Below are 21,549 nucleotides of genomic sequence, written 5' to 3'. Positions count from 1 at the left end.
ACCGCCGCCCAGACCAAGCACCGCTCCCACAAGGAAATGTGTGTTGTCAGGAAAGTTAACTAAACCACTTCCAACCGAATCTTGTTCTGCGCCAGCAACTGCACCAGCGCCGGAGCGGGGGCTTGATCCGTTACCAGGCAGTCGATCAGGGTGATCGGGCCGAGGCGCACCATGGCATTGCGGCCGAACTTGCTGGAGTCGGCGGCCAGGATGACTTGCCGGGCGTTGGCGATGATCGCCTGGGAGACGCGTACTTCCTGATAATCGAAATCCAGCAGGCTGCCGTCCTCGTCAATCCCGCTGATGCCCACCAGTGCGAAGTCGACTTTGAACTGGTTGATGAAGTCCACGCTGGCCTGACCCATCACACCGCCGTCGCGGCGCACGTTGCCGCCCGCCAGCAGGACGTCGAAGTCCTCTTTGGCGCTGAGCATCGAAGCGACGTGCAGATTATTGGTGATGATTTTCAGGTTGTTGTGGTTGAGCAGGGCGCGGGCGATCGACTCGGTCGTCGTACCGATATTGATGAATATCGAAGCGTGATCCGGGATTTGCGCGGCGATTGCTTCGCCAATGCGCTGTTTCTCGTCGCGCATCTGATCCGCACGCATGGCGTAAGCGGTATTTTCGATGCTTGAGTCATAAGCTGCGCCGCCATGGTAGCGGCGCAACAGGTTCGATTCCGCAAGCTGATTGATATCGCGGCGGATGGTCTGCGGGGTCACGACGAACAGCGTGGCCATTTCCTCGATGCTGACGTAGCCGCGTTCGCGGACCAGTTCGAGGATCTGCTGCTGACGGGGAGGCAGGTTCATTATTAGGGAGTGTCCTTCAGGCTGCCAAATGCGGCCCATGATGCCGCAGGCGTGTAGTGCCTGTCAGCCGGAAACTCACTCCCCATGATCCTGCGCCCCGTCGCGAGCGTGGCGGTTACTCGTTGTTGTCGTGCGGTTCCCAGTCTCGGGTACGTGCGACGGCCTTCTGCCAACCGGCGTAGAGCTTTTCCTTCTCTTCTTCGGCACATTGCGGCTCGAACTCGCGCTCGATAACCGCCTTGTTCTTCAGCTCGTCCAGGCTGCTCCAGAAACCAATGGCCAGACCGGCCAGATAGGCGGCACCCAACGCAGTCGTCTCACGCATTTTCGGGCGTTCAACCGTCGTGCCGAGGATGTCGGCCTGGAACTGCATGAGGAAGTTGTTGGCCACTGCGCCGCCGTCAACCCGCAGCGATTTCAGGCGTTCGCCGGAATCCTGCTGCATGGCGTCCAGAACGTCGCGGGTCTGGTAAGCGATGGACTCCAGCGCTGCGCGGATGATGTGATCGACTTTCACGCCGCGTGTCAGACCGAACAATGCACCACGGGCATACGGGTCCCAGTACGGAGCACCCAGACCGGTAAATGCCGGGACCAGGTAAACACCGTTGCTGTCTTTGACCTTGCCCGCGAAGTATTCGGTGTCGACGGCATCAGTGATGATTTTCAGCTCGTCACGCAGCCATTGCACCGTTGAGCCACCGTTGAAAACAGCGCCTTCAAGGGCATACGCCACTTCGCCACGCGGACCGCAACCAATGGTGGTCAACATACCGTGAGCGGATTTCACGGCTTTCTTGCCGGTGTTCATCAGCAGGAAGCAGCCGGTGCCATACGTGTTTTTCGCCTGGCCTGGCTCAACACACATCTGACCGAACAGCGCAGCTTGCTGGTCGCCTGCGATACCTGCAATCGGAATACCGCTTTTGCTCTGACCATAAACTTCGGAAGAGCTTTTCACTTCCGGCAGCATCTCACGAGGAATGTCCAGCACGTCGAGCATGCGCTGATCCCATTCCAGGGTATGGATGTTGAACAGCATCGTGCGCGATGCGTTGGTGTAGTCGGTGACGTGCACCTTGCCGCCAGTGAATTTCCAGATCAGCCAGCTATCGATGGTGCCGAACATCAGCTCGCCTTTGCGGGCGCGTTCACGACTGCCTTCCACGTGGTCGAGGATCCACTTGACCTTGGTGCCCGAGAAGTACGGGTCGATCACCAGGCCGGTGGTGTCCTTGATGTACTCTTCCATGCCGTCACGCTTGAGCTGCTGGCAGATTTCGGTACTGCGACGGCACTGCCAGACAATGGCGTTATAAATAGGGCGACCGGTGTCCTTTTCCCAGATAACCGTGGTTTCACGCTGGTTGGTGATACCGATGGCGGCAATCTGATTGTGGTGTAGATCAGCCTGAGCCAGTGCTTTGGTCATGCACGCGGTTTGAGTGGCGAAGATCTCCATAGGATCATGTTCAACCCAACCCGCTTGCGGGTAATGCTGAACGAATTCGCTTTGCGCGGTGCTGACCACATTGGCGTCGCGGTCAAAGATGATTGCACGAGAGCTGGTCGTGCCCTGATCGAGGGCAATGATGTAGTTCTTGTTCTGTGAGTCGGTCATGTCGATTGCCTTGTGCTAATGGGTGAAGTTAAAAGCAGACGCGCGAGATTCAAGATGAAATCTGGGCTTTGCCTGGAACAACGTCAGCGTCTTTTACAGCCACAGTCTCTACAGCAGGAACGGCGCGTGGCAGATGGCGCGCAATCAGCGCGCGGTAGCCAGCGGCACCGAGGCACGCACCGAGAATCGGCGCGAAAATCGGAATCAGAAAATACGGTATGTCACGGCCACCGGTAAACGCGACTTCATCCCAGCCTGCAAGGAATGTCATCAGTTTAGGACCAAAATCACGAGCCGGATTCATTGCGAAACCGGTCAGTGGGGCAGTCGATGCGCCGATCAGTGCAACCAGCAAACCGATTAGCAGTGGTGCGAGCGCGCCCCGTGGCAGGCCGTTGTTGTCGTCAGTCAGGGACATGATGACGCACATCAGAATCGCGGTGATGACACATTCCACCAGCGCAGCCTGACCTACGGAGATGGCCGGGTTGGGGTAAGTGGAAAATGCTGATGCGAGTTCGAGGCTGGCAACTGAACCACGAATCATCTGGTGCGTTTGTTCGAATTCGAAGAACAGGCTTGTGTACAGCAGATAAACAAGACCGGCACCGCAGAAGGCTCCTGCGATTTGTGCGGCTATGTAGAAGGGTAATTTCCGTTTTTCAAAACCGGCAAATATACTCAGCGCGATGCTGACGGCCGGATTGAGGTGCGCCCCGGAAACGCCAGCGCTCAGATAAATGGCCATGGCGACTGCCAGACCCCAGATGATGCTGATTTCCCAAAGTCCGAACGTGGCACCCGCAACCTTGAGCGCTGCGACACAGCCGGTACCGAAAAAAATCATCAGGGCAGTGCCCAGGAATTCGGCCACACATTGACCTTTCAGCGTTGGTTCTTGCAGTGCATTTGTCATGGAAACCTCTTTTTTGTTCTTGTGCGGCTCTGTGTGAAATCCACCAGTGCGCGTCTTTTAACGAGCTCGAGGAAACCCCATCCTCGACCTCTGGATTCGACCTTAAATGGAACTAAAGTTCCAGTGAATATTCGCAAACGAAAAAAAATAAACAGGAACGAATGTGGTTGATAGTGGAAGCGAACCTGCCGGCGATGCAAGGCGCAGGGCTTTTTACGCGGATTGATCGATATTGTGTACACCTTCTTTGGTTTTTTTCAGCGCTTCGCGTTTTGCCCGGTGAAGACGGGGTGTACAGACGGTTGATCGCCTAGAATAATCCACCTGGATTGGTCGCTTTGGCCTTGGAGCGCTGCATGACACCTGCACTGGATCTATTGAAAAAAGTTCGCGCTGAACACCGTATACACAGTTACGAACATGACCCGAAAGCTGCCTCCTACGGCCTTGAGGCGGCGGAAAAGTTGGGGCTCGAACCGGCGCAGGTCTTCAAGACACTGCTGGCGATTACCGAAAAAGGTGAGTTACTGGTCGCCGTAGTGCCGGTTGTTGGCACCCTGGACCTCAAGGCGCTGGCGACCGCCGCGAAGGCCAAGAAAACCGAAATGGCTGACCCGGCTGCAGCGCAACGTTCGACTGGTTACTTGCTGGGCGGCATCAGTCCGTTAGGCCAGAAGAAGCGACTGCGTACTTTTATTGATCAAAGCGCTGAGCAATTCACGACGATTTACGTCAGCGCCGGACGTCGTGGTCTTGAGGTAGAGCTAGCGCCGACGGTACTTGCTGAACATACCGGCGCGATGTTTGCGCCGGTGGGACGAGGCTGAAAGCTGCGCGCTGTCTCGCAGCAAACATTGGATTTGTAGGAGCGCACGAGCACCGCGAGGCCGCGATAGCGGTTTGTCTGACACTCCGCGATCGCTGGCCTCGTAACCTCGGTGAGCTCCTACAGGATTTGGGCCATATCGGAAGAGCGCGTTTTGTTTGAAAGGATCAAACCTTTCGTCTTGCGCTGTGGATGTATGGTCGGTTATCGGGCCATCTGTCTCTGGTGAACACGGCTGCAGGCAGGCATTGTGCAATGCATCAATCGCACTGGAGCATCACTTATGTACCTCGAATTCCATCAGGTCGACGCCTTCAGTGACCACCCGTTCAGTGGCAATCCGGCGATGGTTTACCGTCTTGATGCATGGCTGGCTGACGAGTTGATGCAGCGCATTGCCGCCGAACACAATCTCGCGGAAACCGCGTTCGTGGTTCGTGAAGCGCACGGTTGGCACATTCGCTGGTTCACGCCCAGGACTGAAGTCCCTTTGTGCGGGCATGCGACGCTGGCTGCAGCCCATGTGCTGTTTACTGTGTTCAGCGAGCCTTCGGAGCAGCTCGATTTTTTCAGCAAGTCAGGTGCCCTGAGCGTCACGCGTGAGGAGGGACTTTTGCTGCTGGATTTCCCGGCGATGATCCCTCATGAAGTGGGCGTTACCGTTGAACTCGAGCGTGCCCTGGGCACCAGTATTGTTGATGCACTGGGGTCGGCGGAGTTGATGGTGGTGCTTGAGTCCGAACAGGCGGTGCGTGAGTGCAAGCCTGACATGGCGGCACTGGCGCGGTTGCCTTGGCCTGGCGTCATCGTGACTGCCAAGGGTGAGCACGCTGACTTCGTCTCGCGCTATTTCGCTCCGGCAATTGGCATTCCCGAAGATCCGGTAACCGGGTCGACGCACTGTATTTTGATTCCGTACTGGGCCGGGCGACTGGGCAAGGATGTGCTCAATGCTTATCAATGTTCTGAGCGAGGCGGTGCGTTGTTCTGTCGGCTGGAAGGGGATCGGGTGAAGATAGGCGGGCATGCCACGCTGGTGGCGAGCGGGACGTTGATGGTTAGCCTGGGCTGAATAATCGAGCGATTGCGCAATGTCGTGGGACCGGCTTTAGCCGGGAATAGGTCGGGGCAGGCACTGAATCTTTATCGGCAGAAGCACCGCCTTCCCGGCTAAAGCCGGTCCCACGTCAGCTTAAGTGTAGAACCAACTAAACCGCCTGCTGCACCGCCACGCTACCTGCCGCCGGGAACAGCACCAGATGCTCTGCCGACACCCGAATACCCACCTGTTCGCCGGGTTGATAATCCGCATGGCTGGGGAAGACTGCTTCCAGTTGGCTGCCGGTCGGCAGCTGCAGGCGATACAGCGTTGCTGCGCCCTGAAAGGTTTTGCTGGTGACGCGGGCGTTAAGATTGCTATTGGCGTCGAAGACGATGTCATCCGGTCGCAACAGCACGTCTACTGCGCTGCCTTTGGTGCCGGAGTAAGCGCGGTTGCCTTGCAGAACGCCCAACTCAGTCTGGACTGTCTGTGGATCGATCATCACGCCGCGGATGAAATACCCCTGACCGATAAAGCTGGCGACATAAGGCGTCAGCGGTTCGTGATACAGGTTATAGGGCGTGTCCCATTGTTCCAGGCGACCCTCCTTGAAGACACCCACATGATCACTGACCGCGAAGGCTTCTTCCTGATCGTGGGTAACCAGTATCGCACTGGTGCCTCGGGCTTTTAGGATGTCGCGCACCTCGTGGCTGAGGCGGCGGCGCAATTCGCCATCCAGGTTCGAAAACGGTTCGTCGAGCAGCAGCAGCTGCGGCTCCGGTGCCAAGGCTCGTGCTAGCGCAACGCGTTGCTGTTGGCCGCCGGACAACTCATGGGGCAGGCGTTTGCCTAAAGCGCCCAGATTGACCAGCTCCAATAGCTCATCGGTCACTTGCTTGAGGCGTGGATGTTTGCGAATGCCGAAGGCGACATTCTCGGCAACGCTCAAATGCGGGAAAAGTGCGTAATCCTGGAACACCATGCCGATCCGGCGTTTCTCAGGAGGCAGAGTAAATCCCGGTTTGGAGATGACTTCGCCAGCCAGGGTGATTTCCCCGGCGTGAACCGGCTCAAACCCGGCAATCACGCGCAAGGTCGTGGTTTTGCCACAGCCCGATGAACCCAGCAAACAGCCGATATCACCTGCGTTGAGGTGCAGGTTCAGATCCTGCACCACGCGTTGTTCCTGATATCCACAGGCCAGATTACGCAGGTTCAGCAGCAGTGGCGAACTCATGCGGGCTGGCAGGAGGGCGCAACCAGAAACTCCAGCAGCGCCTTCTGTGCATGCAGACGATTTTCAGCCTGGTCCCACGCGACCGAGCGCGGGTCATCAAGCAGGTCAACGCTGATTTCTTCGCCGCGATGTGCTGGCAGGCAGTGCATGAACAACACGTCCTTGTCGGCCAGATCGAGCAGGGCGCGGGTGACCTGGAACGGGGTAAACAAGGCAATGCGCTTGGCGGTTTCTTCTTCCTGGCCCATGGAGGTCCAGACATCAGTGCTCACCAGATGCGCGCCCGCCACTGCCGCCCGCGGGTCACGCAGGACAGTCACGCGATCACCCGCCAGCGCCAGAAATTCCGGATTTGGCTCATAGCCTTCAGGACAAGCCACGCGCAACTGGAAGTCGAACTGGATCGCCGCTTCTATATAGCTGTTGCACATGTTGTTGCCGTCGCCGATCCAGGCAACGGTCTTGCCCTTGATCGAGCCGCGATGCTCAAGGAAGGTCTGCATGTCGGCCAGCAATTGGCAGGGATGCAAGTCATCGGACAGGCCATTGATGACAGGCACACGGGAGTTGGCGGCGAACTCGGTCAGATTGCTGTGGGCAAACGTACGGATCATCACGGCATCAAGCATGCTCGAAAGCACTTTCGCGCAATCGGCAATCGGCTCGCCACGACCCAATTGGGTGTCGCGAGGTGATAAAAAGATGGCCTGACCGCCCAGCTGGATCATGCCGGCTTCGAACGAAACACGGGTACGAGTCGAAGATTTCTCGAAGATCATGCCCAGAACCCGACCTTTCAACGGTTCGAAAAGCACGCTTCGGTTTCGCAGGTCTTTGAGCTCTACGCCTCGACGGATCAAGCGCAGGAGTTCTTCTGGCTTGTAATCCATCATCGAGAGAAAGTGCCTGGCGTTCATTATTAACTACCTTTTTTGCAACAGACCGCAGATGCTCAAAGCCGGGTTTTATCGGGAAAACGGGCGAGACCTGCGGCGGAGGCCGCACGGGGCGACGAATAGGAAAGGCGCGATGGTATAAAAAAATGTCGCTTCTTACCAACAGGATGCTCATGTCCGAATGTTTTTTATTCGCAACACAGGCATTTTTTGCATTGAGAGTTTGGCTGACCTTACAGACAGACAATGCTCTAGGTGGCGGCAACTGGCCATTTCCGGACACCTGAGGCAGGTATTTGTACACTGCCGTGATATGACATTGCAATTGGTGCGGTTTCTGCAACAGTTTTACTTTCGAGCGGTCATATCGTTGGCTTATGCGATCTGCTTCACGCGGTGCGCTGTTAGCCCGTTCCATAAATAATCGCCGTAGGTTATAACTGCGCATCGCGTATGAGGGGGTGGGGAATGGAATCTAAAGAAAAGCAGCTGACGGAATTACTCGGGCTCACGGCTCGTACCCTTACGCACCTGACGGCTTCGATGACGTCCATGTCCTTCGAGCTGTTGCGCAGCAATGATGAAGTCACCCGGGCTGCCGGGCGGCACATGATCGATCGAATGGCGACAATCAGTTCCGGGCTTGATGAGCACTGGCGTCTGATCGGCGAGTTGACCGGCGTTCATCTGGCTCAAGAGCAGATCGAAACGGTCCATGAAATCCAGCTGCAGCGCAAAATCACCCCTATCGGCGGTTGATCTTTTTTCGTCATCGGCCCGCCTGATGCCTGCCGATTCATGAGACGAACGTCTCTGGCGCAGTCGCGGGCCACGCCCCATAGTTTCGTTTGAGCGATCGCTTCAGGTCGTCATGACAAAAATATGAGGCTGGCCATGACCAAGACCCTCCATCACCGTGCCTGCCATCTTTGTGAAGCCATCTGTGGCTTGAGCATCGAGACCACCGCCAGTGCCGAAAATCAGGTGTCGATCACTTCGATCAAGGGCGATCCGTTGGACTCGTTCAGCCGCGGCCATATCTGCCCCAAGGCGGTGGCGCTGCAAGACATCCAGAATGATCCTGATCGGCTGCGCCAGCCTATGCAGCGCGTGGGCAATCAGTGGCGGCCCATCGAGTGGCAGGCGGCATTTGACCTGGTCGCCGAGCGGTTGCTGGATATCCAGCAGCGCCACGGGCAGAACGCTGTCGCGGTCTATCAGGGCAATCCGAGCGTGCACAATTACGGATTGATGACCCACAGCAACTACTTTCTGGGTTTGCTGAAGACCCGCAATCGCTACTCCGCCACCTCTGTCGACCAGCTTCCCCACCACCTGACCAGTTTCCTGATGTATGGCCATGGTTTGCTGCTGCCCATCGTTGATATTGATCACACCGATTTCATGCTGATTCTGGGTGGGAATCCGCTGGCATCCAATGGCAGCATCATGACGGTGCCGGATGTCGAAAAACGCCTGAAGGCTATTCAGGCCCGCGGCGGAAAAGTAGTCGTAGTTGATCCTCGGCGCACTGAAACAGCTGCGATCGCCGATCAGCATGTGTTCGTGCGACCCGGTGGAGACGCAGCTTTACTGTTTGGTCTGCTGAATACGTTGTTCGAGGAAGGCCTCACCCGCGACAGTCACTTGCCGGTGGACGGTCTGGATCAGGTGCGGGTCGCTATCGCCGATTTTAGTGCTGAAGCCATGAGCCCCCGTTGCGGGGTGCCTGCCGGGCAAATCCGCCAATTGGCCCGAGACTTCGCCGGTGCTGACAAGGCCGCGTGTTACGGGCGAATGGGTATTTCCACTCAGGTGTTCGGCACGGTGTGTCATTGGCTGGTGCAACTGATCAATCTGGTCACAGGCAATCTTGATCGGGTGGGCGGCGTGCTCTGTACCGAGCCTGCGGTGGATCTGGTGGGCGCAACGTCGGGTGGCCATTTCAATCAGTGGCAAAGTCGCGTTTCAGGATTGCCGGAATACGCCGGTGAGCTGCCGGTCGCGGCATTGGCTGAAGAAATGCTCAGTGAAGGGGAAGGGCAGATCAAGGCTTTAGTGACGGTCGCAGGCAATCCGGTTTTATCGACGCCCAATGGCCGCCAACTTGATCGGGCGCTTGAGGGGCTGGAGTTCATGCTCAGCATCGACCTTTACATCAATGAAACCACGCGCCATGCCGATCTGATTCTGCCGTCCACCTCGGCGCTGGAAAATGACCATTACGACACGACGTTCAACACCTTTGCAGTGCGGAATGTCACGCGCTTCAATCGGGCCATTCTGGCCAAGCCCGAGGGTGCGCTGCATGACTGGGAAATCTTCGTCGGGCTGGCGAAAGCCTTCACTGCAAGGGCGGGGCGGGAGTTGAAGCCGACGATGCCGCCAGCGCAGATGATTGATCGTGGCCTGCGCGCCGGACGGTACGGCGATGGTTCGGACTACAAGCTTTCGCTGGATACCTTGCGGGAGCATCCCCATGGTCTGGACCTGGGCGCGTTGAAGCCCAATCTCGCCCCGCGGCTGAAAACCGCCAATGGTCGCATTCAGGCGGCGCCCGAAGTTGTCATGTCTGATCTGGAGCGGTTTGCGCAGGTTGGCGCGCCAGTCGCGGGTGAGTTATTGCTCATCGGCCGCCGCCACGTCCGTAGCAACAATTCGTGGATGCATAACTATCATCGGTTGGTTAAGGGTAAACCTCGTCATCATCTGTTGATGCATCCTGATGATTTGGTGAGCCGCGGCCTGAGCGACGGTCAGCAAGTGCGGGTGAGTTCCAGAGTGGGCGTTATTGAGGTGCAGGTTTTAGCGAGTCTGGACATGATGCCTGGCGTGGTCAGCCTGCCTCATGGTTGGGGGCATACAAAACCCGGTGTGCAGATGGACATTGCCGCGCAGCAGCCTGGAGAGAGCGCGAACGACCTGACCGATGAGCGAGAACTTGATAGCCTTTCCGGTAACGCGGTGCTCAATGGCGTAAGCGTTCAGGTCGCTGCGGCATGATTGTCGGCGTATGGTAAGGCTGAGCGTAGCGCTCGGGTTTCCGTTACAATGCGCCACCGTGTCGACAACTGAGTCGGAAAAGTTAAGCCGAGGTGCTCCATGGATATCATCGAAACGATCAAAGACCAGATTGCCAACAACACCATTCTGCTTTACATGAAAGGTGCTCCGAATGCTCCGCAGTGCGGCTTTTCGGCAAAAGCTTCCCAGGCATTGATGGCATGTGGCGAAAAATTCGCTTATGTCGATATCCTGCAAAACCCTGAAATCCGCGCCAACCTGCCAAAGTACGCCAACTGGCCAACTTTCCCACAGCTGTGGGTGGCCGGTGAGCTGGTCGGCGGCAGCGACATCATCACCGAAATGCAGGCTGACGGCTCGTTGCAAGAGCTGGTGAAAGGCGCTGCTGCCAAGGCTGCTGCGGGTAACACCGAAGCCTGATACGAGTCGCTCACCTGTAGGAGCCAACTTGTTGGCGAAGCGGTTGATCGGTTGGCAGATGTGTTGCCTGACCTGACGCCTCGCGAACAAGTTCGCTCCTACCGGTTGATGTGCATAACGCATCAGCGTAGCGACAAAGAAAAGCCCCGCTTTCGGGAGAAAGCGGGGCTTTTTCGTTACTGGCAGATCAGACGAATCAGTCTTCGCCCATCTGTGATTGCAGGTAATTCTCGATACCGATTTTCTCGATCAGGCCCAATTGGGTTTCCAGCCAGTCGATGTGTTCTTCCTCGGACTCGAGGATGTCTTCCAGCATTTCGCGGCTACCAAAGTCACCGATGACTTCGCAGTGAGCGATGGCGGCTTTGAGGTCGACCAGGCCTTTGTGTTCGATCTTCAGGTCGCACTCAAGCATTTCCTTGGTGTGTTCGCCGATCAGGATTTTGCCCAGCTCTTGCAGGTTAGGCAGGCCTTCCAGGAACAGGATGCGCTTGATGAGCTTGTCAGCGTGCTTCATCTCGTCGATGGATTCGCGATACTCGTGCTTGCCCAGCTTGTTCAGGCCCCAATCTTCGTACATGCGGGCATGCAGGAAGTACTGATTGATCGCGACCAGCTCGTTTCCGAGGATCCTGTTGAGATGCTGGATGACTGTAATGTCGCCTTTCATTTTTGAGGTCCTGCCAATGGCTTGTATATATAAAACGCGAGTTTGAGCTGCGCGTATTAGTCTGTCAAACCTAAGTTATTGAATAATAAGTGAAATTAAATAGGAATAAGAATGTTTGTGTTCCGCATCTTGACGCTAAGCGTTTGAATTACAGGCATAAAAAAACCGGACGCGAGGTCCGGTTCTTCAAATTCTGTTAAATCAGGCAGGATAAAAATCTGCCGGATAAGCCAGTGCTGCCTGGCTACTTTGCAATTCGGTAAGGGTATCGCGTACCACTTCCTTGGCTAGACAGGCGCATTTACCACATTTGGTGGCGACACCCAGCGTTTCACGAACGTCTTTGTAGCTGCAGCAACCCTCGAAGATTGCATCTCGGATTTGACCGTCGGTAACACCTTGGCAGAGGCAGACATACATAAATGAGAACCGTCGCTGTAATTTCTCGTTGCCGGGGATACTAATGTTAATGAGAATGCTTGTCAAAACTCATTGAGAAGGTTTCTCTCGGGACCGACGAGTGGCGAAAATACATTAAGCGACGGTGGGCGATGTGAGATGTAGCGTTAGTTATGGGGTGTCCCTCGCGGGCAAGCCTCCCACAGGAAACCCTGACGTGGGACCGGCTTTAGCCGGGAAGAGGCCGGAACAGATGCTGAATCTTTATCTGCAGAAATACCGACCTCTTCCCGGCTAAAGCCGGTCCCACGTCATCAATCGCCGAAGTCTTCCCAGCCACCCATCTGTTTCCAGCGGTTGACGATGCCGCAGAACAGCTCGGCGGTTTTCTCGGTGTCGTAACGCGCTGAGTGCGCTTCACGGCCGTCGAAGTCGATGCCGGCTGCCTGACAGGCCTTGGCGAGAACGGTCTGGCCGTAAGCAAGCCCGGCCAGCGTCGCGGTGTCGAAGCTGGAGAAGGGGTGGAACGGGTTGCGCTTCATGTCGAGTCGCGCAACCGCTGCGTTCAGAAAGCCCAGATCAAAGCTGGCGTTGTGGCCGACCAACACCGCGCGCTTGCAGCCATTGGCCTTCAGCGCCTTGCGAACGCCACGGAAGATGTCATTCAGTGCGGTTTCTTCACTGACCGCCATACGCAATGGGTGATCAAGTTTGATACCGGTGAACTCAAGGGCAGCCGCCTCGATGTTGGCACCCTCGAACGGCTCCACACGGAAGAAGTGCGTGTGCTCCGGGAACACGAAACCGTCTTCGTCCATGCCGATGGTCACTGCCGCAATTTCCAGCAGGGCGTCGGTAGCGCAATTGAAGCCACCGGTCTCTACATCGATGACGACAGGCAGGTAGCCGCGAAAACGGGCCGCCATGGGGTGACGCGAACCGCCGCCTTGACCTTCCTGTTCGTCGTCGAAATGATCTTCACTCACGCATGTTTCTCCAGCAGACGCCAGCGCAGTTTTTCACCGGCGCGCAGCGGTATTACGGACAGCTCGCCAAACGGCAGACTGGTGGGCGCGGTCCATTCTTCACGGACCAGCGTAATGGTGTCTTGAGGCGCAGGCAGGCCGTAGAACGCCGGACCGTGAAGGCTGGCGAAGCCTTCCAGCTTGTCCAGTGCATTACGTTGCTCGAAAGCTTCAGCGTACATCTCGATCGCGGCATAGGCGGTGTAGCAGCCTGCACAGCCACAAGCGTTTTCCTTTGCATGCTGGGCATGGGGTGCCGAGTCGGTGCCGAGGAAAAACTTGGTGCTCCCGCCGGTCGCTGCATCGAGCAGAGCGGTCTGGTGCGTATTGCGCTTCAGGATCGGCAAGCAATAGAAGTGCGGACGAATCCCGCCCACCAGCATGTGGTTGCGGTTATAGAGCAGGTGATGCGCGGTGATCGTGGCGCCGACGTTGGCCGAAGCCTGATTGACGAACTGCACGGCCTCGGCGGTGGTGATGTGTTCAAACACCACTTTGAGCGTCGGGAAACGCTCGACGACACGCGTCAGGTGTTCATCAATGAAGATTTTCTCGCGATCGAAGACGTCGATGTCGCCGCGGGTCACCTCGCCGTGTACCAGCAGCGGCATGCCGACTTCGGCCATGGCTTCCAGAACCGGGAAGATCTTGTCGATGCTGGTCACGCCCGAGTCGGAGTTGGTGGTCGCTCCGGCCGGGTACAACTTGGCAGCATGAATAAAGCCTGTGGACTTGGCCGTGCGGATATCTTGCGGCTGTGTCAGGTCGGTGAGGTAAAGCACCATCAGCGGTTCGAATGGGCTGCCGGACGGGCGAGCTGCCAGGATGCGCTGACGATAAGCGTCGGCTTCCTGAGCATTGCGAACGGGCGGTACCAGGTTAGGCATGATGATTGCGCGGCCAAAAGTGCGCGCAACGTCAGCAACGGTGTGGGGCAAAACAGCTCCATCGCGGAGGTGTATGTGCCAGTCGTCGGGACGCAAAAGGGTCAGGAGGTCGGACATTGGGGATTCCAGGCGGGTCAAACTCGCTGGGAATGCTACCGGAAAAGACTCTCTCAGGCACCCGCTATCAAGTTTTGTAGGAAGTTACCGATAGCCCGTTGTAGGAAGTCATTTGTTATGCGGTCATTTTTTAGTGGAGCCTCCCGTGCGCCAGCGATATCTAGTCCTGCTCAGCGTGTTCGCCAGCTTCCCTGCCATGGCCATGACTTTTCAGACCCGTCTGGAAAGCATTGAATGGAAAGTGGAAGGCGATCAGTTCGAGTGTCGCCTCAGCCAACCCATCACCGATTTTGGTGCGGGTGAGTTTGTGCGCCGTGCGGGTGAGCAGGCTACATTCCGGATCAAGTCGGCCGGTGGCATGACGGGCGGCGGCTCGGCGACGTTATTGGCGGCGGCTGCACCCTGGCAGCCGGGGCGCGGCGATATCAATCTGGGTTCAGTCAAAGTCAATAACGGTGAATTTCCGTTCAGCAGCTCGCAGGTCCAGGCCGGTCGGCTGATCAGCGGTCTGATGGAAGGCCGCAGCCCGGTGATACGCCATTACTCTCGTGATGCTGCCGGGACCACTGAAGTGCGCCTGCTACCCGTCAAATTCAACAAAGCCTTCGGTGACTATCAGCAGTGTGTCAGCAAGCTGTTGCCGATGAATTACGATCAGGTCAAGCAGGGTGAAGTCGGTTTTCCGGGCGGTGGCATCGATCTGGATGCGCAAGCCAAGGCTCGTTTGCAGACCATCGTGGCCTACCTCAAGGCCGATCCCACGGTTAATCACGTTGAACTGGACGGGCATTCAGATAACAGTGGCAATCGCCTGACCAATCGTGACTTGTCTCGACGTCGCGCACTGGCTGTCATGGATTTTCTGAAGGCTCAAGGCATTCCCGAAGAGCAGATCACGCTGCGCTTCCACGGTGAACGCTATCCGCTGGTGCCTAATACCAACAACGCCAACCGTGCACGCAACCGTCGGGTAAACATCCATCTGGAGCGCATTGCGCCGGATGAAAGGCCCGCTCCTGTTGCGCTGAACACGGCTCCCGCGAAGATCTGACGAAGGCTCGCCACCCGTCGCCAGATCGACATAATCTGTCGCTTCATCGTCAGAAGCTGTCGCGCTACTGTAAATCACACCGTTTGAGCGGTAGAATCACCGGTTTTCCGTACAACCCGGTGGAGTGATGGCATGGCGGACGTAAACAAGGTAGTTCTCGCGTATTCCGGTGGCCTGGATACTTCGGTAATCCTCAAGTGGCTGCAGGATACGTATAACTGCGAAGTAGTGACCTTTACCGCTGACCTGGGTCAGGGCGAAGAAGTCGAACCCGCACGCGCCAAGGCAAAAGCCATGGGCGTCAAAGAAATCTACATCGATGACCTGCGCGAAGAATTCGTGCGTGATTTCGTGTTCCCGATGTTCCGCGCCAACACTGTCTACGAAGGCGAGTACCTGCTGGGTACTTCCATCGCTCGTCCGCTGATTGCCAAGCGCCTGATCGAAATCGCCAACGAAACCGGTGCTGATGCCATTTCCCACGGTGCTACCGGCAAAGGTAACGATCAGGTTCGTTTCGAACTGGGCGCCTATGCGCTCAAGCCTGGCGTGAAAGTGATTGCCCCTTGGCGCGAATGGGACCTGCTGTCCCGCGAGAAGCTGATGGACTACGCCGAGAAGCACGCGATCCCGATCGAGCGCCACGGCAAGAAGAAGTCCCCGTATTCCATGGATGCCAACCTGTTGCACATCTCCTATGAAGGCGGCGTGCTGGAAGACACCTGGACCGAGCATGAAGAAGACATGTGGCGTTGGACCGTCTCCCCCGAGAAGGCTCCGGACACCTCACAATACCTGGAACTGACTTACCGCAACGGCGACATCGTCGCACTGGACGGCGTTGAGATGACGCCTGCCACTGTGTTGGCAACGCTCAACCGTATCGGTGGCGAACACGGTATTGGTCGTCTGGACATCGTCGAGAACCGTTACGTGGGCATGAAGTCCCGCGGCTGCTACGAGACGCCAGGCGGCACCATCATGCTGCGCGCTCACCGCGCCATCGAGTCGATCACTCTGGACCGCGAAGTTGCTCACCTCAAGGATGAGTTGATGCCTAAGTACGCGAGCCTGATCTACACCGGTTACTGGTGGAGCCCTGAGCGTCAGATGCTGCAGCAGATGATTGACGCTTCCCAGGCTCACGTGAATGGTGTTGTGCGTCTCAAACTGTATAAAGGCAACGTGATCGTTACCGGTCGCAAGTCGGACGAGTCCCTGTTTGATGCCAACATCGCGACCTTCGAGGAAGATGGCGGCGCTTACAACCAGGCAGACGCAGCAGGCTTCATCAAGCTCAATGCGCTGCGCATGCGCATTGCTGCTAACAAGGGCCGTAAACTGTTTTAATCACGCGTTCTGAAATGAAGATGCAGCACCTTTCGGGTGCTGCATCTGAAATAAGACTGAGACTTGCTGCCTGCATAGCGCTCCTGCAGCCCGTTCAGGTGGCTTACCGGCCGCCACAGGTGCCGTATAAATGCGGTGGTGCCTTTCACGCACGGATGAATCCGCCAGTGTTTTGTTGTGACGTTTCAAAAGCGTCATGAGTTTTTTGATTCAATTCCCTCATAAGTTCTGCATTCAATAATCGACCGAATGGTTAAACCGGCAAAAGTTTGTCTGGACCGTTGTGGCCACTACTGGCTTTACCGGGAAGGCCGGGCAGGTGCGGGCATATTATGAGGTTCCTAACGCCTTGATAACATTCAGGCTATTTCTCTGTGGGGTCGACAGGAGGGTAAAGAACCCGACTGTTGAAATTGAGCGTCAGGAAAAATAACACGACGAGCGCAGAGGGAAACGCAATAAGAAACCATATATAGATTTGACGGTTCTCGTCGTCAAGGTGAGGGAGTACCGTTGTTGCTGATGCCTCGCACAAGGCGGCAAACATCGCAATGATGCTAATGGGGTTGATAAGACGCGGTAGTAGTTTCATGGTGTTCTTCTCAAATAAGACCTTTAATGGAGTGAGAGGGTAGATTTTGCGGACTTTCGAAGCTGTGCAGTACAGCTGGAAAGTTCGTTAATCTTCTGTTGGGGTTAGTTTGCTTCTTCTGATTGTTTCAGGGGGAGGGGTCACCTTCGTTTATTTTGAATTCGAACCGATACGCTTTTCCTATGTTCCACACTTGGCGAACGCTCAAACCCAGAATGTTGGCAATCTCGTGGGCGGAGTATCCAAGGCTTGAATAATGCATTGCATGCCCGGCCACAGTGTCATCAATGTCTGACATTTCAGAGCGGTAGGCCTTGCCAGTGTCGCCGACAGGGCGGCTGAACGCGATTTTCACACCGTGTTCCGAGGCCATCTGTTTGATATCTTTCCTGTTCATCCTCAGCGAGTACTGCAGTGCATTAATTCCGGCACCTTTCGCCACCAGCGCCTTCAGAGTTTCCAACTTTCCAGGCTTTTCAAATGCTGCAATTTCAGACTCTGACTTTGCACTGGGGGTGTTCAATGTGGCTGCCTGATGTGCAGTGTGCGAGACGATGTCAATAACGCCGCCCTGAGCCACGAAGTGTTCAACGGCTGCCGCAAGATCCAGAGAGTCTGCATCTTGAGGGCAGGCACTGGAGATTTTGTTGTTCATGATATATCCCTTTTTGAACATGGTTTTACACAGGGCCCATTCAAAAAGAATCGTCGGTCCTTATCAGGGCGCGGTCAGCGAAGACTAGTCCGGATGGGTCATGTTCATGCTGCCCGAATCCCTTCGGCTCTTTAGTGAGGGAGGGTCCATATAAAGCTACGCTTTCTGGATGGTCAAATTGGCATCATTTGTTAAGTGGGTTTCATGTAGTCCTGCATGTTTTATGAGTGATTAGTGGAAGGGCTCTTGAAAAAGTAACGACTGGTAATAAAATTTGCAAGTAAAAAAGCTTTAGCTAGATGGATTGATTTATGACGCAATTACTTTTCTTACATGGCAATTTTCAGCGTCTGTTAGTGTTGTAGTACATTTCCTCTTTGGGCAAGGGTGTATGGATTTGAGCGGGGATATAGTATTAGCTTTCAGCCGGTTGGCTGCCTTGAACCAGTCTCCGTCAGAAAAGTCATGCACTATTTGTAGATTTTTCCATTGAGTTCAGGTTATCTGCTTTTATGAGTTGTGCGATGCATGAATACCGCACATTTGAATGAGCAAGGCGGTCAAGCTTTCTTGAGAGTTCAGTCGTTTCCGAAACCTAAGTAGGAATTTTCGCAAAATATATATATTTACAAAATGAACGCCGCAAAGTGTGTATTTTTTAAACGTCGCGGAGGGGGCCGCCTGAAATATTCTGTTGGCACAACCTTGACGCTTAATGTGCCGGTGTTCTGACATATTGGATGCCGTCGCCGACGCGCAGGGCCTGTGTATCAGCAATGTAACAGTATATTTTTTGCTCGTGAGGCCCGGAAATTTCGGGGACGTATGAAGGGAGTATCAAAGCATCGTTTCTGGCGATGGCTAGAAGCTATCTAGGCTGAGCGCTCGACCACTTGTCACAGTTGTCGATGGCTTCAGGATCGACCAAACCGGTGTAACGCATGTTTATTAGTCCAAAGGGATATTTGAAAAATGCTTGACCCGAACATAATAATTCTATTAGTTGATTCACGCTCCTTTATCTCTATTTTGTACAAAGCAGTTAATTTCTCTCTTTCAGCGCAGGCAGACTTGTGATGGCCTCTTATGTAGCGTCATTTAGACTCATATTTGTAGGAAACTTCTGCTGTGGTTGTGGGAATGGTCTTTGGCTGTCAGTCCCAAGGGGGGGGCGCCATGCAAAGCACTAAACGACTAAGCTATTGTGCTGACTCTGAAACTTCGAAAAGCGAAAATTGGACTGCCCATGAATAAAGTGCTGATCGTGGACGATCATCCCGTCATTCGCCTTGCTGTTCGTATGCTGATGGAGCGCCATGGCTATGAGGTCATTGCGGAGACGGATAATGGAGTGGATGCCCTGCAACTGGCTCGTGAGCATTTGCCCGATATCGTGATTCTCGACATAGGCATTCCAAAGCTGGATGGCCTTGAAGTCATTGCGCGTCTGTCTGCCATGACGCTGCCGTTCAAGGTGCTGATCCTTACTTCTCAGGCACCTGGGCATTTCTCAATGCGCTGCATGCAGGCCGGGGCAGCTGGATATGTGTGCAAGCAGCAAGACCTCACCGAATTGTTGAGTGCGATCAAGGCCGTATTGTCGGGCTACAGTTATTTCCCTAACCAGGCGCTGCATACCGTTCGCTCAAGCATGGGCAATGCCAGCGAAGCTGATATGGTCGATCGTCTTTCTGGTCGGGAAATGATGGTGTTGCAGCAATTGGCTCGAGGCAAAACCAATAAGGAAATTGCAGATGGAATGTTTTTGAGCAATAAAACAGTCAGCACCTACAAGACTCGGCTGCTGCTCAAGCTGAATGCTCATTCGCTGGTCGATCTTATCGAGCTTGCTCAGCGTAATGGTCTGGTCTGAGGGGGTTTTGCGGTTTTCGTCGGGAGGGAATCATGACATTGCGCCACCGCTTTTGGCGCTGAGCTCTAAAGCCTCTCGCACATGAGAGGCTTTGAATGGCGGGTGACGCGGTCGTAGCGATCAAAGATCGTAGTCGTAATCAGCCAGTTGCTTCTGCAGGCGTCTTTCTTCAAGCATGTTGTCGATCGTGCGCCGTTTGCTGAGATTGGTCTTGGCCGGTTCAACAGGTGCAGGTTCTGCATCATCTGATTCAACCGCAATGAAATCGTCGTCTACGTCCAATTGCTCTTTGTCGGTGCTCATAAGGTGACTCCAGACTTAGGCTGTCGTTGGCGCACCTTATAGCGAGTATCTGCGAGCGGGTAAAAAAGATTTTTTCAATCGATCAGTCGTTCGAGGCCCTATCGCTCAATCGTCCGAGGTCTTGTGCTTGTAATCGCACAGGTCTTCGATCATGCAGCTGCCGCAGCGTGGCTTTCGAGCCTGGCAAACGTAGCGGCCGAGCAGGATCAGCCAGTGGTGGGCATCCAGCAAATAATCTTTGGGTACAAACTTCATCAACTGCTTTTCTACCTCAACCACGTTTTTACCTGGCGCGATGCCGGTACGATTGCTGACACGAAATATGTGAGTGTCTACCGCCATGGCAATTTGGCGAAATGCGGTATTGAGCACCACATTGGCTGTCTTGCGCCCGACGCCGGGCAAGGCTTCAAGTGCTTCGCGTGTCTGTGGCACTTCTCCACCGTGCAACTCCATGAGCATTCGGCACGTTTCTATAACGTTTTTAGCCTTGCTGTTGTAAAGACCGATGGTTTTTATGTATTCGGACAAACCTTCCACGCCAAGGTCATAGATCGCCTGTGGGGTGTTGGCGACAGGATAAAGCCGTGCGGTGGCCTTGTTCACGCTGACATCCGTTGCCTGTGCTGAAAGGATCACAGAGATGAGCAGTTCAAATGGCGTGGTGTAGGCCAGTTCAGTCTTTGGATCCGGGTTGTCTTCGTGAAGGCGACGAAAGATTTCCTGACGTTTTGCAGCATTCATGAACCGAGATTTTCCTTGGGGGCGATAGCTTGCGGGTTGGCCGACAGACTCTGTTCTGCGGTCTCAAGCGCCTGTTCGGCATGTTGAAGCTCAGTCGTCAGGCTCGCGATCTGCTCTGAAGAGGCCTCGCTCGTTTGCGCTTTTTTCAAGGCGGCGCGGGCCATGGCCAGTTGGATTTTTGCACGTTTGACCCCGCTGTTGTCCATCCGCGGCATCGGAGTCGCGATTGGGCCTGGCTGCGCGGATTGAAGGCTGTTAAGCGCTTGTTCGGCCGTTTCGTATTCCTGCTGCAGTTGAACCAGACGTGCTGCCTGCTCGGCGATGGGAGGGTGACCGAATGCCTTCAGGGATTTATTGAGTTGAGCCCTGCTCATTGCCACGTTGATGCGGGCTTTTTTCAATGCTTCGTCATCGACGGCAACGCTTTGCGTGTTTGTGCGCTCCATTGCTGAATGCACGGGTAAGCGAGAGGCGTCAGGCGCTGCTGTTGCCCTTTGCGTACGCGCAAGTCGCTCAGCGTGCCGACGCTCCTCTTCACGTCGCAACCGCGCGTTGCGGGACTCGAAGCGACGTCGTGCCAGGTTTCGCTTGTGGCTGCGATTCTCTTGCTCTGGCACAGTCGTCGCGTGCCCGCTGACGATAGGTATGACGGTAGAAGGCAGCGGCAGCAGGTCAATGCAATCCACCGGGCAGGGGGCGACACACAGGTCGCAACCGGTGCATTCGTCGACGATGACGGTGTGCATGAACTTTGCTGCACCGACGATAGCGTCGACCGGGCAGGCCTGAATGCACTTGGTGCAGCCAATGCATTCAGCTTCCCGGATAAACGCGACTTGTGCTGGCGCCGAACCCCGCTGCGGATCGACGCGCAGGGCGGGAACGCTGAGCAACTGCGCCAGAGCCGCAACGGTCTCATCGCCACCCGGCGGACATTTGTTGATCGCCTCGCCCTGGGCTATTCCTTCTGCGTAAGGCTTGCAGCCGGGATGTCCGCATTTTCCGCATTGGGTCTGGGGCAGCAGGGCGTCGATGCTTTGGATGAGATTCATGGTTTTGCCGAATTGGCGAACAGGCGGTGAG

Annotated in this window: 21 protein-coding genes; 8 read left to right on the top strand and 13 right to left on the bottom strand. The window is 55.5% G+C overall.

Going from position 1 to position 21,549, the window contains the following annotated elements; all coding sequences use genetic code 11:
* Positions 1 to 59: 59 nt before the first annotated feature.
* The 3 genes from H8S59_RS10215 to H8S59_RS10205 all read right to left on the bottom strand — a co-directional run bounded on the left by H8S59_RS10215 (position 60) and on the right by H8S59_RS10205 (position 3,352).
* On the bottom strand, positions 60 to 815 hold the full coding sequence (locus tag H8S59_RS10215) for a DeoR/GlpR family transcriptional regulator (RefSeq protein ID WP_027900765.1): 756 nt from the start codon (positions 813 to 815) through the stop codon (positions 60 to 62).
* A 115-nt stretch (positions 816 to 930) separates the two neighbouring features.
* On the bottom strand, positions 931 to 2,436 hold the full coding sequence (glpK, locus tag H8S59_RS10210) for a glycerol kinase GlpK (protein WP_095101300.1): 1,506 nt from the start codon (positions 2,434 to 2,436) through the stop codon (positions 931 to 933).
* Between the two features lie 49 nt (positions 2,437 to 2,485).
* Positions 2,486 to 3,352 (bottom strand): MIP/aquaporin family protein, encoded by an 867-nt coding sequence (locus H8S59_RS10205; RefSeq protein ID WP_095101298.1) that lies wholly within the window; start codon positions 3,350 to 3,352, stop codon positions 2,486 to 2,488.
* A gap of 356 nt (positions 3,353 to 3,708) precedes the next feature.
* Between H8S59_RS10205 and ybaK the strand changes: the two genes are divergently transcribed.
* Together ybaK and H8S59_RS10195 are read left to right on the top strand one after the other, a co-directional pair.
* Entirely contained in the window at positions 3,709 to 4,179 is a 471-nt protein-coding gene (gene ybaK / locus H8S59_RS10200; protein ID WP_187521336.1) for a Cys-tRNA(Pro) deacylase, read from the top strand.
* Positions 4,180 to 4,461: 282 nt separating this feature from the next.
* Positions 4,462 to 5,250 (top strand): PhzF family phenazine biosynthesis protein, encoded by a 789-nt coding sequence (locus tag H8S59_RS10195; RefSeq protein WP_187521335.1) that lies wholly within the window; start codon positions 4,462 to 4,464, stop codon positions 5,248 to 5,250.
* A gap of 136 nt (positions 5,251 to 5,386) precedes the next feature.
* On the opposite strand, the gene H8S59_RS10190 is transcribed toward H8S59_RS10195, so the two are convergent.
* Entirely contained in the window at positions 5,387 to 6,460 is a 1,074-nt protein-coding gene (locus H8S59_RS10190; RefSeq protein WP_187521334.1) for an ABC transporter ATP-binding protein, read from the bottom strand.
* Positions 6,457 to 7,377 carry an ornithine carbamoyltransferase gene (argF, locus tag H8S59_RS10185; protein ID WP_095101290.1) on the bottom strand — a complete coding sequence of 307 codons (921 nt, stop codon included), beginning with the start codon at positions 7,375 to 7,377 and terminating at the stop codon, positions 6,457 to 6,459. The genes H8S59_RS10190 and argF overlap by 4 nt, the downstream gene beginning before the upstream one ends.
* Before the next feature lie 447 nt (positions 7,378 to 7,824).
* Between argF and H8S59_RS10180 the strand changes: the two genes are divergently transcribed.
* The 3 genes from H8S59_RS10180 to grxD all read left to right on the top strand — a co-directional run bounded on the left by H8S59_RS10180 (position 7,825) and on the right by grxD (position 10,800).
* Positions 7,825 to 8,115 carry a hypothetical protein gene (locus H8S59_RS10180; protein WP_027900758.1) on the top strand — a complete coding sequence of 97 codons (291 nt, stop codon included), beginning with the start codon at positions 7,825 to 7,827 and terminating at the stop codon, positions 8,113 to 8,115.
* Positions 8,116 to 8,250: 135 nt separating this feature from the next.
* Entirely contained in the window at positions 8,251 to 10,359 is a 2,109-nt protein-coding gene (locus H8S59_RS10175) for a molybdopterin oxidoreductase family protein (protein ID WP_187521333.1), read from the top strand.
* 99 nt (positions 10,360 to 10,458) lie between these two features.
* Positions 10,459 to 10,800, top strand: a complete 342-nt coding sequence (gene grxD, locus H8S59_RS10170; RefSeq protein ID WP_087269113.1) for a Grx4 family monothiol glutaredoxin — start codon at positions 10,459 to 10,461, stop codon at positions 10,798 to 10,800.
* A gap of 196 nt (positions 10,801 to 10,996) precedes the next feature.
* Here grxD and bfr read toward each other — a convergent pair whose 3' ends face one another.
* The 4 genes from bfr to pyrC form a co-directional block, all read right to left on the bottom strand.
* Complete coding sequence (gene bfr / locus H8S59_RS10165) at positions 10,997 to 11,470, bottom strand: bacterioferritin (protein ID WP_027900754.1); 474 nt, start codon at positions 11,468 to 11,470, stop codon at positions 10,997 to 10,999.
* Positions 11,471 to 11,671: 201 nt separating this feature from the next.
* On the bottom strand, positions 11,672 to 11,890 hold the full coding sequence (locus H8S59_RS10160; protein WP_095101288.1) for a bacterioferritin-associated ferredoxin: 219 nt from the start codon (positions 11,888 to 11,890) through the stop codon (positions 11,672 to 11,674).
* A 293-nt stretch (positions 11,891 to 12,183) separates the two neighbouring features.
* A complete protein-coding gene (rnt, locus tag H8S59_RS10155) occupies positions 12,184 to 12,855 on the bottom strand; it encodes a ribonuclease T (RefSeq protein ID WP_027898437.1) in 672 nt (223 codons plus the stop codon).
* Positions 12,852 to 13,898, bottom strand: a complete 1,047-nt coding sequence (gene pyrC, locus H8S59_RS10150) for a dihydroorotase (protein WP_187521332.1) — start codon at positions 13,896 to 13,898, stop codon at positions 12,852 to 12,854. Before pyrC ends, rnt begins: the two co-directional genes overlap by 4 nt.
* A 145-nt stretch (positions 13,899 to 14,043) precedes the next feature.
* On the opposite strand from pyrC, the gene H8S59_RS10145 reads away from it, so the two are divergent.
* A complete protein-coding gene (locus H8S59_RS10145) occupies positions 14,044 to 14,949 on the top strand; it encodes an OmpA family protein (protein ID WP_187521331.1) in 906 nt (301 codons plus the stop codon).
* Positions 14,950 to 15,081: 132 nt separating this feature from the next.
* Complete coding sequence (locus tag H8S59_RS10140) at positions 15,082 to 16,299, top strand: argininosuccinate synthase (RefSeq protein ID WP_187521330.1); 1,218 nt, start codon at positions 15,082 to 15,084, stop codon at positions 16,297 to 16,299.
* Positions 16,300 to 17,018: 719 nt separating this feature from the next.
* Here H8S59_RS10140 and H8S59_RS10135 read toward each other — a convergent pair.
* Positions 17,019 to 17,546 carry a hypothetical protein gene (locus H8S59_RS10135; RefSeq protein ID WP_095101280.1) on the bottom strand — a complete coding sequence of 176 codons (528 nt, stop codon included), beginning with the start codon at positions 17,544 to 17,546 and terminating at the stop codon, positions 17,019 to 17,021.
* Between the two features lie 1,246 nt (positions 17,547 to 18,792).
* Between H8S59_RS10135 and H8S59_RS10130 the strand changes: the two genes are divergently transcribed.
* Entirely contained in the window at positions 18,793 to 19,419 is a 627-nt protein-coding gene (locus tag H8S59_RS10130) for a response regulator transcription factor (RefSeq protein ID WP_025261490.1), read from the top strand.
* A 120-nt stretch (positions 19,420 to 19,539) separates the two neighbouring features.
* Here the strand turns inward: H8S59_RS10130 and H8S59_RS10125 are convergent, their stop codons facing one another.
* The 3 genes from H8S59_RS10125 to rsxB all read right to left on the bottom strand — a co-directional run bounded on the left by H8S59_RS10125 (position 19,540) and on the right by rsxB (position 21,518).
* Complete coding sequence (locus H8S59_RS10125; protein WP_027898442.1) at positions 19,540 to 19,722, bottom strand: PA3496 family putative envelope integrity protein; 183 nt, start codon at positions 19,720 to 19,722, stop codon at positions 19,540 to 19,542.
* 105 nt (positions 19,723 to 19,827) lie between these two features.
* A complete protein-coding gene (gene nth, locus H8S59_RS10120; protein WP_095101278.1) occupies positions 19,828 to 20,466 on the bottom strand; it encodes an endonuclease III in 639 nt (212 codons plus the stop codon).
* A complete protein-coding gene (rsxB, locus tag H8S59_RS10115) occupies positions 20,463 to 21,518 on the bottom strand; it encodes an electron transport complex subunit RsxB (protein ID WP_187521329.1) in 1,056 nt (351 codons plus the stop codon). The genes nth and rsxB overlap by 4 nt, the downstream gene beginning before the upstream one ends.
* Positions 21,519 to 21,549: the final 31 nt, after the last annotated feature.

This window comes from Pseudomonas folii, assembly GCF_014357575.1.
Lineage (GTDB): Bacteria > Pseudomonadota > Gammaproteobacteria > Pseudomonadales > Pseudomonadaceae > Aquipseudomonas > Aquipseudomonas folii.
This window is presented reverse-complemented; position numbering and strand designations above follow the sequence as displayed.